The 17,047-nt window shown below is 30.2% G+C and carries 17 protein-coding genes; 12 read left to right on the forward strand and 5 right to left on the reverse strand.

The annotated features are described in order from the left end of the window. From GW846_05655 to GW846_05685, 7 genes are all read left to right on the forward strand, one after another. Positions 1-118: ABC transporter ATP-binding protein (locus GW846_05655; GenBank protein NDK10231.1), on the forward strand; the 118-nt coding region annotated here is incomplete at its 5' end. 4 nt (positions 119-122) lie between these two features. After that, positions 123-1,172, forward strand: coding sequence for a hypothetical protein (locus GW846_05660; protein NDK10232.1), 1,050 nt, complete (start codon positions 123-125; stop codon positions 1,170-1,172). A 110-nt stretch (positions 1,173-1,282) separates the two neighbouring features. Next, positions 1,283-3,922, forward strand: coding sequence for a hypothetical protein (locus GW846_05665; GenBank protein NDK10233.1), 2,640 nt, complete (start codon positions 1,283-1,285; stop codon positions 3,920-3,922). Between the two features lie 35 nt (positions 3,923-3,957). Further along, positions 3,958-4,185 carry a hypothetical protein gene (locus GW846_05670; GenBank protein ID NDK10234.1) on the forward strand — a complete coding sequence of 76 codons (228 nt, stop codon included), beginning with the start codon at positions 3,958-3,960 and terminating at the stop codon, positions 4,183-4,185. Positions 4,186-4,285: 100 nt separating this feature from the next. Further along, positions 4,286-4,522 carry an AbrB/MazE/SpoVT family DNA-binding domain-containing protein gene (locus tag GW846_05675; protein NDK10235.1) on the forward strand — a complete coding sequence of 79 codons (237 nt, stop codon included), beginning with the start codon at positions 4,286-4,288 and terminating at the stop codon, positions 4,520-4,522. A 4-nt stretch (positions 4,523-4,526) separates the two neighbouring features. Continuing rightward, complete coding sequence (locus tag GW846_05680; protein NDK10236.1) at positions 4,527-6,488, forward strand: HlyD family efflux transporter periplasmic adaptor subunit; 1,962 nt, start codon at positions 4,527-4,529, stop codon at positions 6,486-6,488. A 3-nt stretch (positions 6,489-6,491) separates the two neighbouring features. Then, positions 6,492-9,743: an efflux RND transporter permease subunit gene (locus GW846_05685; protein ID NDK10237.1), complete on the forward strand. Its 3,252-nt coding sequence runs from the start codon at positions 6,492-6,494 to the stop codon at positions 9,741-9,743. A gap of 37 nt (positions 9,744-9,780) precedes the next feature. Here GW846_05685 and GW846_05690 read toward each other — a convergent pair whose 3' ends face one another. Genes GW846_05690 through GW846_05700 form a run of 3 tightly spaced genes read right to left on the reverse strand, consistent with a single transcriptional unit; the run spans position 9,781 to position 11,584 of the window. Next, positions 9,781-9,927: a DUF2256 domain-containing protein gene (locus tag GW846_05690; GenBank protein NDK10238.1), complete on the reverse strand. Its 147-nt coding sequence runs from the start codon at positions 9,925-9,927 to the stop codon at positions 9,781-9,783. A gap of 3 nt (positions 9,928-9,930) precedes the next feature. Continuing rightward, a complete protein-coding gene (locus GW846_05695) occupies positions 9,931-11,262 on the reverse strand; it encodes a deoxyribodipyrimidine photo-lyase (GenBank protein NDK10239.1) in 1,332 nt (443 codons plus the stop codon). Continuing rightward, a complete protein-coding gene (locus GW846_05700; protein NDK10240.1) occupies positions 11,255-11,584 on the reverse strand; it encodes a hypothetical protein in 330 nt (109 codons plus the stop codon). Before GW846_05700 ends, GW846_05695 begins: the two co-directional genes overlap by 8 nt. Positions 11,585-11,655: 71 nt before the next feature. Between GW846_05700 and GW846_05705 the strand changes: the two genes are divergently transcribed. The 3 genes from GW846_05705 to GW846_05715 all read left to right on the forward strand — a co-directional run bounded on the left by GW846_05705 (position 11,656) and on the right by GW846_05715 (position 13,188). After that, complete coding sequence (locus GW846_05705; GenBank protein ID NDK10241.1) at positions 11,656-12,681, forward strand: AI-2E family transporter; 1,026 nt, start codon at positions 11,656-11,658, stop codon at positions 12,679-12,681. Positions 12,682-12,744: 63 nt separating this feature from the next. Further along, positions 12,745-12,918 (forward strand): hypothetical protein, encoded by a 174-nt coding sequence (locus GW846_05710; protein NDK10242.1) that lies wholly within the window; start codon positions 12,745-12,747, stop codon positions 12,916-12,918. A 63-nt stretch (positions 12,919-12,981) separates the two neighbouring features. Further along, positions 12,982-13,188, forward strand: a complete 207-nt coding sequence (locus GW846_05715; GenBank protein NDK10243.1) for a CsbD family protein — start codon at positions 12,982-12,984, stop codon at positions 13,186-13,188. Positions 13,189-13,235: 47 nt separating this feature from the next. Here GW846_05715 and GW846_05720 read toward each other — a convergent pair whose 3' ends face one another. After that, positions 13,236-14,780, reverse strand: coding sequence for a hypothetical protein (locus GW846_05720; GenBank protein NDK10244.1), 1,545 nt, complete (start codon positions 14,778-14,780; stop codon positions 13,236-13,238). A 134-nt stretch (positions 14,781-14,914) separates the two neighbouring features. On the opposite strand from GW846_05720, the gene GW846_05725 reads away from it, so the two are divergent. Then, complete coding sequence (locus GW846_05725) at positions 14,915-16,009, forward strand: DNA topoisomerase IB (GenBank protein ID NDK10245.1); 1,095 nt, start codon at positions 14,915-14,917, stop codon at positions 16,007-16,009. On the opposite strand, the gene GW846_05730 is transcribed toward GW846_05725, so the two are convergent. Beyond that, positions 16,006-16,773, reverse strand: a complete 768-nt coding sequence (locus GW846_05730; protein ID NDK10246.1) for a hypothetical protein — start codon at positions 16,771-16,773, stop codon at positions 16,006-16,008. The genes GW846_05725 and GW846_05730 overlap by 4 nt on opposite strands. Positions 16,774-16,824: 51 nt before the next feature. Between GW846_05730 and GW846_05735 the strand changes: the two genes are divergently transcribed. Then, positions 16,825-16,971: a hypothetical protein gene (locus GW846_05735; GenBank protein ID NDK10247.1), complete on the forward strand. Its 147-nt coding sequence runs from the start codon at positions 16,825-16,827 to the stop codon at positions 16,969-16,971. The last annotated feature ends 76 nt before the right edge of the window (positions 16,972-17,047 follow it).

The raw sequence follows: 17,047 nt of genomic DNA on the forward strand, positions 1-17,047 counted from the left end.
TGCAGATGATATTATAGTAATTGAAAATGGGAAACTCCTCGAGAGATGAACTCATAAAGAGCTTGTGAAAATGAAATGATTTTATAATGAAATGCTTGAGTTACAAAGTTGATTTTAAACTTATGAAAAAAATACTACATCTCACGATTGCCCTGATTTTTATTGTAGGTTTTGGTTTATATTTTGGTCCAGAATACTGGCAGTTTCGTGATGCTCAAAAGCTAGAATCTAGTAACGCAGAGGTAACTTCGCAATCTATCAAAGATTTTTCTATCAATTCTGTCCCAGACTTTAGGTGAAAATTAGAACTCTACTCAACTCCAAATAAAGAGTTTTTAACACAAATAGTTTCTGAAATAGACGCTGCTCAAAATAATATATATGTAGAAGTCTATATCTTCACAGAAAAGGATATGAGAGACGCAATTATCAGAGCTCATAATCGATGAGTAGAAGTTAAAATACTCCTTGAAAATAATCCATATCAAGCTCCATATCTCAATGATAAGCATTATAATTCTTTTGTAGATGCTGGAATTGATGTGAGATGGTCAGATCCATTGAATTATTCACTCAATCACGCGAAGCTCTTGATGATTGATGAATTTGCCTATATTTCCACATGAAATTTTTCTTATTCATTATTTACTAAAAATCGAGACTTACTTGTAAAAATAGGTGATGTGTGATTTGTTCAAAAATTACGTGAATTATTTTTACTTGATTATGAGAGGATTGCTGGATGAGTGATTGATTCAAGACTCGTTTTATCTCCATCTCAAAGCCGTTTTAAACTAGTGTCGCTTATAGAATCTGCTGCAACAAATTTGGATATTTATTTCCCATATCTTGCTGATGATGCATTGGAAGAACTAATAATTAAAAAATCTAAAGAGTGAGTGCAGGTTCGTCTTGTAGTCGAAAAATTGTATTTTAATGAAAATCCAGAAGTAATTTTGAAACTTACGAATGCATGAATTATGGTTCAAGCTATGAAATGACCTAAACTCCATGCAAAATCTATCTTATCAGATTGAAAACTTCTCTATATATGAAGTATTAATTTTTCCAGATATAGCTTAGATGAAAATAGAGAAATATGAATATTGTTGCAAAATAAGGAAATAATCGAGAAATTTACTCATATATTTAGCTCTGATTTTGACTCATAAATTATCGTGTAGATTCTTTACAAAAAAATATATATGTGTTAATCTTTACTCATATACCTATTAGAAAAAAATCCATGAGATTTATTTTCCGTGTTTTATGAATAATTATTATGACTCTTTGATTCATGGTTCTTATTGTAGTATGATTTTTTTCTGAGTCACAGTCATCTAAAGAAGAAATCGGTTTTTTGCAAAATAGTCTTGTAGATATCTCACTTTCTGAAATAAATAATTGAATTGTATCAACCCATTTCTCTCAAAAGGAATCACTCTATAGTTCTAACAAGACAATTACTAAAAAGTGAACTGATTCACTTGAAGTAGATGTATCTGAGCCATGATTATACCTTAGTTCATTTCGAGACTTAAACTCACAGCATAGTTTTAAAGCTTCTTGATTTGAAATAATTCAAAAATGAATTGGAGAAGTTTACATTGATACACAAACACAAACAGGAAGTGTTATGATTTTTGCACTTAATACTCCAGTTCAGCTTACTCTCAAGAGTAGCGAAACAACACAAAAGTATACAGATATATATCTGCTACCTCATATGTATATTATTTTTGAACCAAGTAGATGAAAATTTTTAGAAAGTGCAGACTTTGTTAGAGTACAAACGGTGTATCAACTTTGATATCTCAGTGAGTCACTGAGTAATATCTTACAAAAAGATAATATAGGAGTATATAAAAATAATTTTGAAAAATTTGTACTTCCACTTATGACGGACATTTACGCAAGAGATACGATACAAAAAAATAATCTCATGGAAATTCAGTCGCAGAACATATCTAATATTCCTGCCTACGATATGATACAACAATATTCAAGTTTATTTTTCAATAAAGAAAAGAAAATTGTGTATTACAAGAATCTTATCTTACAGAATTATCTCGATATTTCTCGAATGAAAGAGATTGACGATGGTTTAATAACAGAAACAAGAGACAATTTACAATCATTAAAATCTTTGAGTTCTGATTCATATATTGAAATGATAGAATTCAAAGAAATATTTGAATCACTTTTAGTTTCGAGTGTTTCAGCTTGAGATAGTATTTCTAGAGTATGATTTGCTCTATTAGATAATAAAAACTCTAATATGAACTCATTTCTCTTTTCATCATATGGGTATTCATTATATTGAAACTTAGATAAAAATCAGAAATATAATGAAGATATAGCAAAAAAATATATTCAGTCATTTCCTGTATTTAATTCTTATATTTCTAAAACAACTCAGCAGTCAGAGCTTTTATACCAGTATTTCAGTTTATTTTTAGAAAAACAACTTACAAGTTTTCTCGATGATGAAAAAGTAAGTCAAAATACAACCATCATAATTGAAACACTGTCTCGATATATTGAAAACTCAAATCTTGCGTTCTCTCGTTCTAATATACTTAAAATTACATCATTATATGTATATAGTTCAATATTAGAAAAACTCGATACGTATATGAGAAGCGCATATTTTCAACCTGAACGTTCTGACGAAAATATACTTGTTCCAAAATCTGGACAAATTCTTTGATTTAAAGATCTTACACAACTAAAAAAACAAATTGAAATAATTTCATCTTTTTACAAAAAAACTTCGTATTTATTAGAGCCAAGCAATACGAGAGATAATGCCATTTCCATTAATATACAAAATTCTCTTACTGATATTTCAGAATATTTTATTGCCTTAGAAAACTATGAACTTTATATTGCGGAATATGATGTTTCAAAACAATGACTTTTTAATCCTGATTCAAATTCTCAGGATGAGGAACTTACTGAAGAAAAAGGATGAGATTTTATATCACAATTTAACGATGTTGTACTTTCAAATACTTCTCTTAAAGTTATAAATAATAACTATTATGAATTTAAAAATGTAGTAATCCAGGGGAAACGCTTTGATTTTGACCTCTATCCTAATGCGTGAAATAAAATTCAAAATATCTCACTAGATTCTAAAAAATTAGGCTTTGTATATAGATTAGATCCGATTCAAAAAGAATGGGAAGAAAAATTTAAATCAGCATCTGAAGAGGAGAAAGATATTTATAACTTTTCCAATTTTTTCCAAATTACATTTTTACAAAAAACTGAATCATGAGTTCAGGAATTTGAGGATAAAAAAGTCATATTAGATGAAGATGCGTCTGAAGTGGTATTTAAAAGAGATATTTTAGTGGCTTCGGAATTTAAGCCTATTAAAAAATTTATAGATATTCAATACAATGATATAACATTAGAAAAAAATAGCTGAAGGTATGATACCTATATTAATGATGTTGAGGTACTCGTACCACAAAATGCTAATGTACAGTCAGAGTATATATCACTTTTTAGTATGCAATATATGTACGGTGAAAACGAAAAATATTTTAAAAATATTAAAGTTAAAATCAAGAAATCTCTAAATTGAGTCCGTGTAGATACTTTTGGGTGAGAGCAAATATCCTTTGCATGAACGATTTCAAAAAATGAATTTATTTCATTTTATGAAAACTTTTTTCTATCACTGATAGATTATTCTGATGTATATGATACAGTGAGCTCAAAATATAAATGAGTTCAAATTGATGTGAGTTATAACAGTATCACAAAGAAGTTAAGCTTAAAATTTGATTCTGCTTGAAAAAAATATACTATTTTATTAGAACAAGAGTGAGTCTATAAAATATTTGAGGGGACAAGAAATATTTTAGATGCTCCAGTTCCTCATTCAGATATACGTACTTATCTTCCTTAATGTAATTTTTAGAAATGAAATATAAACAACGGCTTATGCCAAAAGTAATAGCTGGTATAGCTCTTTTAGCTTTATTTTGAGGTATACTTTGAACATGACTTCTTGTATTAGCAAATATGGCTAGTCAAAATAGTGCTCCAGAAATATCTCAAGATGAGCTTCAAGATTTCCTCAATACTCTTAGTGGTTCAGCGTCCACATGATCTGAAATAGACACTCAAAACTGAGATACTCCTTCTCAAAGTTGAACGAGTAGTAACTAATATTATGGTATAATATAGAAAAAATATTAAAATCCTTTGATTTTAATATTTTTTTTGTATGATTAGTATTACTTTTCATACTTTTATAATTTACCGAGATATGTCTTGTGATAAAAAACTGCAAATTCAATTGTGTGGAACCGCAAATATAGGTTCAAAAGGACAAATAGTCATCCCTAAACAAGCTCGAGAAGTACTTTGACTTCAACCAGGAGATAGTGTGAGTATTGTTATTAAGGATAACAATGCTATTTGTATTATCCCAAACGAATCAATTGAAAATCTCTTAAAGTATATACAAGAAGATGAAAATATGGAACTTATAACTACTCAATAATCTTATGAAAAAAATAGCTCTCTCCATTTGAATACTTTTACTTATCGCGTGATGTAGTTCAAATGATGAAGTAGTTGTTTCAACAGAAAAACAAGATTTTATTGTTGAAACAAAACTTTGAAGCGAATTTCAAGATTCTAGTTTTTTAGAAAAATCTGGAAGAGTTTCTTCAAGCCAAGATATTTTACTCACCTCAAACGCTAATGGGAGAATTAAAACTCTCAGTGTTAAAGTTTGAGATAGTATAAATGCTGGTCAAACTATAGCAAGACTTGATGATACACTTTGAAACTATAGTTTTGCTCTCCAAAGGGCAAAAAACTGAGTTGAGAGATCAAGTATTAATTTTGATTCTCAGAAACTACAACTTGATAAACAACTATTTGATGCCCAAGTGAATCTTCAAAATCTCGAATTGAGTTTAGATACAGCGAAAAAAACAGGTGTACAAAATGTTATTCAAGCTAAAGATTCCATTCAAAATAGTGAATTTACAAATACGAATACTCCTACAAATTTACAAATTGAACAAATAGATAATACTATATCTAGATTAGAACTCGAATATCAAAATAAAATTATTTCAGATCAAGAGACGATTGAGTGATTTAAATCTAACATAAAAAAAGAAATTATATCTCTCACATTTTCAATAGATGATATAATTGAGTTCTCTGATAATATTCTTAAAGTTTCAAATAACGATATTAATAAAAATATTAACTTTGATCAATTGCTTTGAGCGTGAGATTCTGTTCAAAAACAAAGAAGTAAGGATATATTACGAGAGCTCATAGATTATAGAAATAGTTCAACCTACATAACATATCAGGAAAAGCTGAACTCTTGAAATGTAAGTGAGGGAGAACTTTTGGAAATCATTGATTATCTTAATGTGTGATATTCTACTTCAAAAAATCTCCTCACTAATCTCGAAATCACACTTAACAACTCATTGGTGAGTATTGGCCAACTCAGTCAAACTCAGATTGATGCTTTTGTTTCTCAAATCAATTGATATGAATCGAGTATCCAATGAAGTTACAGTGCTTTTATATCTCTTTCAAATACGATTAAAAGTTTTCTGAGAACCTATGAAAATACACAACTATCACTTGTTAAAAATATAGACTTACAAAAAAAAGATAAAGAAATTCAAATAAAAAATAAACAAATTCAGGAAAATAATCTTCAAGCTTCTGAGTTGAATGCTACGATTTGACTAGAAAAAATACAAATATCAAACGCGGATACCATTGCATGACTCCAAAATCAAATTCTTTCTGCCAAAAATACCATTTCAAACTTAAAATCAAGCTATGATGTATCTCTTAGTAGTTTGAAAAATGCAATTGCAGAATCAAATATTGCTCTCGCGTCTGCGCAGAATGATTACGCGAAACTTACTATTCGATCTCCTATAAACTGAACCGTTTGAGAAGTATTTGTTGATGTGTGACAAGAAGTAGCTTCATGAACGCAAATAACTAATTTGCTCAGTGATAATACTCCAGAAATACAAGTAGCATTTTCAAGAGAAGAACTCCAGTATATTACTATTGGTCAGAAAGTATTAGTAAATACAGCAAATGAGTCTATCTCGTGAACTGTATATTCATTATCAGATATTGCAGATAAAAATCTCAATTATGTTTCAACCATAGTATTTGAGAGTGGAGTAAATTTTATTTGAGATTTAGTAGAGGTCCAAATACCTATCAGTACCTCGCAGACTCTCTATCCTATTAATATAATTTCAACAAATGGAGATGGTTCGTGAACGATAAATATTCTGAGAGTTGATGGAATTAAACAAGCACAAGTTGTTCTTTGAGGTATTTATGGTGAATATGTAGAAGTAATATCTTGTACTTTTGAAGAGAGAGATTGTGAAAATCAAAAAATTATTATGACCGATATTTCAAATTATGAGAGTCAGAAATTTATGCTCGTTGAAAAAAAATAAAATATGAAAAAAATAAAACCAGGATTTTTTACTTTTTGGGTTGAAAATTATAAGACATCATTTTTACTTCTTTTTCTCATTATTCTTATTTGAGTTGCGTCTGTAATTGTAATTCCAAAAGAATCAAGCCCAGATATTAAGTTTGGTATCATATCTATTGCTACATTGTATACTGGAGTGAATCCTCAAGATATAGATAGTCTCATAACTGAAAAGATTGAAAATGAGATAGAGGATATAGATGGAGTGAGTAAAATAACTTCAACTTCTTCTGTTTGACTGAGTAGTGTTACAGTTGAGTTTGAAAACTGAATCAATACGAGAGACGCACTGACAGATATTAAGGATGCGGTTGATAGTCTCACTCTGCCTACTGACGCTGAAGATCCTATCGTTCAAGAAATATCTACCAAGAATGAGCTTCTATTTGATGCTCTCTTATATGGACCGAGTGAAGAGTATGATATTTTCACTCTCACATCTCTTGCTATAGAGATGAAAAATGAATTAGAAGGAAAGTGATGAATAGCTTCTATAGATATTTGATGAGCGAGTACAAATCCACTCTGAGGATCTTCATCGTGAGAGAGTGAATATGAGATTCAAGTACTTGTATCAAAAGCGAAGCTTGATAATTTGAACCTGAGTCTTTGAAGTATAGTTTCATCTATCCGTACCTTCAATAAAAATACACCACTTTGAAATTATACTATTTGAGATTTAGAATATGACTTTCGTATAGAAGGAGAACTATCGGATATTAAAGATTTAGAAAATATTATTGTTTCAGGTGACTGAGTTTCGAGAGTCAGACTTTGAGATATTGCGACATTTCAAAAAGAATATCCAAATCAATGAATTAAAAGCCTTTGATTCTATGAAAAAACAGGTCAAAACTATGTAGCACTCTCATTTAATAAACAATCTGGGGATAATGTTTTTTCTGTATCCAAGACTGCAAAGGCAGTGTTACAAGATTATATACAAACACAGCCAGAATTTAAGGAATTGCAAGTTAAATATTCCCAAGATCTCGCTGAAACAATAATTGAGGATTATAAAAACCTTGCTAATACAGCCATTCAAACTCTCGTATTAGTCTTTGTTGTCATATTTCTCTTTGTAGGTTTGAGAGAATCACTTATAACAAGTATACTTCTCCCACTTTCATTTTTTATCACATTTGCAGTACTCAATATCATTGGGATTTCTCTAAACTTTTTGACAAATTTTTCACTCGTTCTCACTCTTTGAATAGCTATTGATACTATTATTGTAATTATAGAATGAGCTTCAGAGCGACAAAAACTGTGATATAGTAGGAAAACTGCAGTCATTCTCGCTGTGCAGGATCTCAAGTCACCACTTATAAGTGGTACTGCAACAACACTCGTTGCTTTTCTCCCCCTTATTTTTCTCCCTGGAATAGTAGGGAAATTTCTCTCATTTATTCCCATAACTGTTTTTGCAACACTTGTTGCTGCTCTAGTACTTTCTCTTACACTGGCTTCTGCATTATTTTATAAGCTGGCTGCCAAGAAAAAGATTTATCATAGTGATCCAGCTCATGAAGAATCACTTTCTGATGAAGAAAAAGCATTTTTACTCGAAGAAAGAGTATGAAAAACAGAAAGGAAAGATGATAAAAAAAATAGAAGAGAAATAGTTCTTGAAAAAATCTCAAACGGATATTTCTATGTTTTAGGAAAATTTATACACAATAAATTTTCGAGACTTATGGCTATTGCGATTCCATTTGTATTACTTGTGCTAAGTTTTGTGTTTCTTTCACCATCAATTTGATTCACACTTTTCCCAGCTTCTGATGAGGGAATTATTAATATAAATATAGAAGCTCAAACGTGAACAGATGAAAAGTCACTTGAAAAATTTATTCCTCAAATAGAAAATACTATCTCGTCTTTTCCTGAGCTCAAAGTATATTATGTTACTGTGAAAGGGAATAGTATGTCAGTGTATGTAGAGCTTACAGATGCAATTCAAAGAGAGGATGATTGACTCAGAGATGTGTTTGAAGTAGAAGAGGAAATTCTTGCTGGCCTTGACTCACTCGTTTCAGCCTGACTCAAAGTTGAAATAGCAACTCAAGCGAATGGTCCTCCTACGTGAGCTCCAGTTTGAGTGAAGCTAAACGCAGCAAGCAGTAATGACATTTGAATCCTCAAAGAAGTTGCCAATGACTTTAAAGAGTATCTGGTTGGAGTTGCTGGAACAAAAAATGTTTCTGTTTCATCAAAAGACAATCCAGGTCAATTTGTATATCGATTTGATACACAAAAACTCTCTTTTTCTTGACTGACTCCTGATGATATAACAGGGTGACTTCGAGCTAATCTTTCCTGACTGAGTGCTGGAACCATAGCATCACAGTATGAGGATAATGAAATCAAGGTTCAAATTGCTGAATATAAAGACTCTGTGAGTCCTACAGATATTCAAAATATTATAATATCTACAGCTCAGTGACAAGTACGAGTAGGAGACTATCTCGATTATTCTTTTGAGCCAGCTCTTTCTAGTATTAATAGACTTGATGGTAAGATTAATATATCAGTAGAATCTGAGCTTGAAAATGGGACTCTTCCAACTGATGTCCAGCCACTTCTCGAAGATTTTGCTGCATCCTATAATTTTCCTTCTGGAGTGAGTTATTCTTCATGATGAGAGAATTCTGAAAATGCAGCCCTAATACAAGCGACCGTATTTTCATTTTTTATCTCTCTCTTTCTTATATTTTCAATTCTTGTTCTTCAATTTAATTCCTACACACAACCTGCTATAATACTTTATTCTGTGATACTTGCACTGTTAGGAGTAAATATAGGTCTCTTTGCTACTGGTAATCCATACTCAATGACTTTTGGTATTGGTTTTATAGCACTTACTTGAGTAGTAGTAAACGATGCAATTATATTGATTGATAGGATTAATAGAAACTTAGATAGACTCAACTCAAATTTTGCACCTGGGACTTTAGTGTTGGAGGATTATGTAAAATGACTCGTTGAAGCTTGAAAATCTCGACTTCAACCGATAATTGTTACGACTCTTACAACGGTATTTTGAGTGCTTCCACTCGCTCTCCAAGACCCATTTTGGGCAGGACTCTGATTTACTATTATATTTGGTCTTGTAGCAGGTTCTGCCATGACTTTATTTGTTATTCCAGCACTGTACTATACTATCTACCTCAAGAAAAAAATGAGGGAATGAGAGATAAAAATAGAAGAATAAAATTTTTTATATCTAACAAAAAGACTCAGGAATGTTCCTAAGTCTTTTTATTTCTTTTACACCTCTCGCTACAGTATAAGACTTCATCAAAAGTATGCTTCCATTTTTTACGAATCGTAAATGGCTTTTGACATATTTTGCATAACTTTGCCTCTTTTATTTGTCATCGGTCTAATATTTTCATAATTTAATCTATGGTATTTTTCGTATAGGATGCTTTATAAATTTCTCTGGCAATTTTTGTTTCTTCTCTATGATCTACAATAGTTCTTATATATCAAAGCTTATTTTCAAGTGGATCATGAATCGATTTTAATTCTTGGTTTTCAAGTTCAGGAATGTATTTTTTTATATATGTAGCTTTTGCATCAAATTTTTGAGATTGTAAAATAGGATTAAATATTCGAAGTGGTTTTGGATCAGCTCATACACTTGCTGACCACTGCCAGTTTCACAAGTTAATAGCTTCATCGTAATCAAGTAATTTAGAAGCAAAGTATTGTTCTCAAAGTCTCCAGTCTATATGCAGATCTTTCGTCAAAAAACTTGCGACTACCATTCTCGCTCTTCCATGCATCCAATTTGTACTATTTAATTGCTTCATAGCTGCATCAACTATAGGATATCATGTTTCTCCATCACACCATTTTTGAAAAAGATATTCATCATTTGACCACTTAATATCCCTATATTTCTCTAAGAATTCTTCTTGTTTTGTATTCGGAAAATTATAAAAAATATGATGCCAAAATTCTCTCCACGCAAGCTCTGATACAAAACTCTCGCTAGTATATTTAGCTTTGTTGTAAATCTGACGAATAGAAAAAACTCAATGTCTATGATAGGGAGAGAGTCTTGAAATCCCATCGATTCATAGGTCATTTCTGTCTTGGTTATAGGATTTTTTGATATGATTTTTGAATCTTTCCTGACCAAATTTCATAGTGAAGTACGGATGTTTTGGTGTATCAACAAAATCCTTTGCTTGAGTTTGCTGGGTAGTTTTGAGTTGTGTAAATTTTTTGAGTTCTAACTCATGAAATTCAAATTCTACTTTTTGCCAGAGTTTATAAAAGGGAGTAAATACTTTTCTTTGTTCCACCTCATGTGGTTCAACGAGTAAAAAGTCTTTATGAGATTCAAATTTACATCAAAGATGCTTTATCTTTTCAGCTACTGTTTCATCTCTTTTTTTTCAATAAGTCCCATAACTTGTATTTGTAAATACACATTCTATTTTATACTCGTGTACTAGACTTGGAATAATATCTTCGGGTTTCCCAGAAAAAACTATAATTTTTTCACCTCATATATTTTTTAAATCTTCAGATGCATATTCAAGTGCTTCTCTGAGAAATCAAAATTTTTGATCTGTAAGTCATCCGAATTTTGGAGTAATGTTTTCATCAAAAATAAAAATAGGAAGCACTTCCTCCGAGTTATGTACTGCCTCAAACAATCAAGTGTTGTCTTGGATTCTGATGTCTTGTCTGAACCAGAAAATTGATTTTTTATACATAGCTTTTTATTAATTGTTTCATAACTTTTATTTCTCACGATTTTATGGGGAATCCATCTTTGAGTATTTCGGCATTTCAGGTTTCTGAATTTTTTATAAGCATAAGATTATCCCAGTTTTTAACTTGGCAAACCTTCGACCACACATTTATAAGATTTATTCTATCTTTTTGTGTGATTTCTAGAAACTTATTTTTAAGAGCTCTGTCGTATTTCATCTTCTCAAATGTATGTAGGTGATGGGGAACTCATCTTGATCCTAGATTAATTCAAGACTTATTTCAACGAACTAATTGGTCTATATGTTCTAATTTTATTTTCATTTGTTTATAAAATAAGTGATTATTTAAAATACTTTGTATACTATCTTATAGTATATTAATAATAATGCTGTATGAATTTAGATAAAAAAATTGCAATGCCTCTTTGGATTATGGTGATATTTTTGTTATTTGTAGTATTATACTTATGAAAAAGTATATTTGTTATGCTTACATTTACATTTATTTTACTCATATTCTTTTCTGGATTATATAGATATTTTTTCAAAATATCACATTCAAATATAATATCAGCAAGTATTACTGGATTTATATTTGTATGATTTTTTGGTATTATTGGATTTATCGTTTCGACTCAGATAGAGAGCTTTACTGAAAATTTTGATAAAATAGGAAAATGATTTCAAGGTCTTATTTCAAGTAATTCTCTTCTAAATGTTTATTTTAAAGATTTTAATATTCAGCAGATATTTTCAAATGTAGATTTTTCTGCCCTTTGAACGAGTGCACTATGAATTATTAGTTGATTTGCAGGATGATTAGTGACAGTTGGTTTACTTTTAGTATTTATACTGATTGAAAAAGATACCTTTGTAAAAAAAATTGATATTATTTTTTCTGATAAATCGGAAAAGAAAATAGAAAATATATATGGTAAAATTTATTCTGATCTCAATATATTTATTGTTTCAAAATTTCTTATAGCACTCCTTAACTGAGTAGTGAGCTGAATTATTATGTTATTATTTTGATTAGAGTTTGCTCTCTTATTTGCCTTGTTTGTTTTTATATTGGATTTCATTCCCTCTGTATGAGGGGCTATTGCAATGACTCTTCCATTTTTGTTTTCCTTTGTACAATTTGATCAAAGTTATATGTCATTTGTCTTGCTAGCGTGTCTTATGGTTCCACAATTTATAACAGGTAACATAATTGAGCCTAGAGTAATGGGGAGTAGGCTAAACCTCAGCTCATTTGTGATTATACTCTCTCTCATTTTTTGGTCGAGTTTATGGTGAGTTTCAGGTGCTTTTTTAGCTATTCCACTTATGGTTAGTATTAATATTGTATTATCTAAGTTTAGCATTACGCAACCAATTGCTATATTTTTGTCTCAGGATGGACAAATAAAAAAATAATTACAATTCTCTTACAATTTAAGATTAATCTTAATATACTTTTAATTTAATAAATTTACTATTATGCAATACGGATGAATACTTTGAATTATACATATTATTATCTTCATTTGGGCACTTGTTCAAATTTTAGGATCAAGCATGCCTTTGGTTAACAAAATAATTTGGTTACTTGTTGTAGGTCTTCTTCCAATAGTAGGACTTATTATATATCTTCTAATAGGAAGAAAAGCGTAATCATACATTTTTTTTACAATTTTATTATAAAATTGAATCACTTTAATATTTAATTTATACATTATGAATTGGGATATCGTAGAAGGAAAATGGGAACAAGCTAAAGGACACATTAGAAAAAAATTTAATGAACTTACAGACGACGAAATAGATGAAGCAAAAGCTGATGGACAAATTCTATCAGGTAAACTCCAAGAAAAATACGGTTGGACAAAAGAAGAAGCTGATGATAAGGTTAATGATATTCAAGATGAAATTTCAAAAATGTAATTTTGAACATCATAAAAAAACTCTCGATTATGAGAGTTTTTTTTGCGTTAAAATAATGTTGTTTGATTATTTTCTGATGTGTGTTTCTTTTTTGAAGAAGTATTATTTTTTCTATCTGAGTGAAATGTACGACTTGCGTGTTTTTTTATAATTTTATTTTTCGTTTCTTTGGATGTATTTCACTTTATTTTCCAAAGTATATCTTTAGCTTCTTTATTTGCTTGTTTAATATCGATAATGGGATGTGGATATTCAAGTGTTTCAAACAAGTCCCAAAGATGTGGTTCATGAATAAAGTCTATTGGTACTGTGCGTAATTCTGGGAGATATTGATAGATAAATTTTCAGAATATATCTTTTTGTTTTCAGTTATATACTGGATTATAAATACGAATAGTGTTTATTCCAGTCGTTGCTGCCTGCATTTGAATTTGTGGATAATGTATACCCGGTTCATAATCTGTAAAGAGTTGAGCTATTTTTGAAGCTACTGATTGCCATGGCTGCATACAAGTATTACATAAAAAACTTACGAGAGTAGCTCTCGAACGAAAATTTGTCCATCAAGTTATCTGTAACTCTCTTACTGTAGCATCTATATAGGGAATTCATGACCTAGCAGAAAAAACAGCATCAATGAGTCACGTATCAGTATCATTTCTAATACTATTAAAATCTGGATTCAAATTTTTGATTTCCATTTCTGGTTCGTCTTCTAGTTTCTGGATGAAGTGTGATTGCCAATGAAGTCTTGATAAAAAATATTCAAGTGATTTTATATGATTTTGAGCTGCTGTTGATCTAAGTTGTCCAAGTTCAAACATTCTTTTTTGAGTTTCTTTGAAAACGTATTTTACTGAGAGGCATCAATATGTTATGTATGGAGAGAGTCTAGAGCAAGTGCTTTGAGATTCAAATGGTTTTGATATATTATACATATAAGAACTACTTCTAGTGCTTAAAAAATTTTTCAAAATACTTTTTCAAAGTTCTTCTCAGCCTTTTTGAAGATTCCTTTGTTGAGCTATAGTTTCAAATAAATGTTTATAATATTTTCTACAATTTTTAGAATTAGAGCTGAACTCTGAAATAAGCTCAAAATCACAAGTCGTTTTCTTTGCTTCATATATTTGATGAGACATACGAGACTTCCATATTTTGTTCCATGAATCTCTACTTTTTAATCTTCGGACCACTCAGTTTGTAGGATATTCGATAAATTTAATATTATTTTTATTAGTGTAATGTATGACATCTTTATCTCGCTCAAAACTTTTCAAATTTCAGGTTTCTTCATGAGCAAATATTTTTTTAATAGAATAATATTTTCAAATATATTCAAGACCATCTACGGCATTGAGAGGAATATAGAGGAGTTGAATTCATATTTTTTTAAGAGAAGACTCTAGGTGAATCAAACTAGAAACTATAAATTGTAAATGAAAATCTGAAAAATCTGATTGTCGTATTATATCGCTTTCAAAAAAATATACTGCAATGGTTGGGAGTGATGTTTCGTACTCAAAAAGACACTGATTATCAGTAATTCTTAAATCTTTCTTAAACCAGATTATATTTATTGTGTCTTTCATAGCATATACATTATATATACTTATGATATTTATATTTAAAATATTTACAAGATGTGACCCCTTGAAATATTTTATTTTCATACGATATCTATACAGAGATTATCTATATTATATTAATAATATTAAGGATATATATGGTCGAAAAAATCGAAATACTCAAGAACTTATATACAGACTACGAAGCCTGTGCGAGTAAATTTTGACTCAAGTATTGTGAAGATACCAGTGATTGGATTGTCAGAAAAAGAGCAGGTAAGGGCTTTTACTATAAGGATACACATAAAAATAAAATAGATGATTCCAAAGTTTTAACATATATTAAGGATCTGGTAATTCCACCAAAGTGGGAAGAGACTTTTATTAGCCCCGACCCTAAAAATCATATGTTGGCCATTGGTTTTGATGAGAAATGAAGAAAACAATATATCTACAACGAGGATTGGTCGCATGCACGTAATCTTATCAAATCATATAAAATGATACTGTTTTGAAATACTCTACGAGATATACGTAAACAAGCATGAACAGATATAAAATCTAAAAACTATAGTTTTGAAAAAGTTATGGCTACGCTTCTAACGGTACTTGATGATACGGTTATTAGGATAGGGGATAATTATTATTATGAAGAAAACGAAACAGTATGACTTACTACAATGCATCAGTGTCATTTGGATATTAAAACGTGAGTTGCACAATTAGAGTTTCAGTGAAAATCAGGGAAGGAACATACTATCAAAATTAAAAAAAAGAAAATTGTAACAGCACTCACAGCTCTTAAAAACCACAAGCAGGAAAATCTATTTTCATATAAACAAGATTGAGAGTGGCATGAACTTGATGCTACGAAAGTAAACTGTTATCTCCATGAATATGGTTCTGACCTCATCTCTGCAAAAGACTTCAGGACTTGGCATGCTACAAGAATTGTTTTTAAAAAACTCATAGCTGAGACTCAAAAAAAGGATTTTAAAAAACTCAGTGATACGAAACGAAATAAAATACTTCTCGAAAGTTTTGATCTTGCAGCTCATAAGCTATGAAATACGAGAACTGTAATAAAAAATAGTTATGTACACGGAGATATGGCTGATACATTTCGAGATAAAAAATTTTCTGATTTTTTTCATGAAATTGAATCAACTCGAAAAAAGAAATATTTGTCAAAAACAGAATCCCAACTTTTAGCTTTTTTAGAATTTTTATTTCAAGAAAATTTTGCACTTTAAAAATCTCTCGATATTTGTATCCCAAATTGACAGTATTTTCAAACACCTAAGTTATATGGATTCTTTATAAGACTTCATTCATCTCAATATACTGGCTCTATACAGATAAAATCTTTGTCCTTCATAGACCATATCCAGAAATCATTTAGTATTCATAAACTCTCAATTGTGAGATTTTTTGATTTTTCTGAAATACAAATTTGAGATACATTTTTCAAGCTTATTGTTCCATTATTTGCCCATATGTGTATCTTGGATTGAATTACATCTGTCAGTTTAGAAAACGTGAGTTCTAACTTGTTATTTATTTTAAAATAGGGATGAAGTCATGGAGTAAGCGGAAATTCGGTCTCTCCAGTGTTTATTACGGTATAAATGATGGAACAAGATCACTGGATGAGGGTAATTTTACATTCAATTTCAAAACTAAATGGAAATTCTGTATTTCTAGCGTCAGATTCAAAGCTCATCTCAACACTTCTATCTGTAATATGCTTGAGTTTCCAAGGTCTTTGCCTGAGTACACCATGTTGAGGAAGGTGATATCATACCTCTTTTGAATCAATTTCGCTTATTGGACCAGCTTGAGGAAATAATATTGGAACTCATCATCTCACACTCTTTGAGTCATCAAAAAGTGTTTCTTTGAGCAGGTCCTGATACAGTATTTCATCTCCATGTAATATAAGCGATGTAATGATTCATCCTCTTTCAGGATAAAATGCTACACTATTATTTCACTCTTTTAGTAAATATCTTTGCATATATTGGTTTGTCATTATAATATTTACACCATTATAACTAATTATATTACTATGAAAACAATATTTGCACTTCTTGCTCTTGGTCTCCTTCTCGTTTCTTGTGGTGGAGCTGATGAAAATGAAGATAACTTAGATACGACAATAACTACTGACAACGGAACAATTATCACAACTGATGATGATGTAGTAATTGATTAATAATTATTGATGCAATAACAAAAAACTCTTGAATAAGAGTTTTTTTTGTTAACTACTGTGGAATTCATACATTAGA

This window comes from Candidatus Gracilibacteria bacterium, assembly GCA_010119145.1.
GTDB lineage: Bacteria > Patescibacteriota > Gracilibacteria > BD1-5 > UBA6164 > JAACSU01.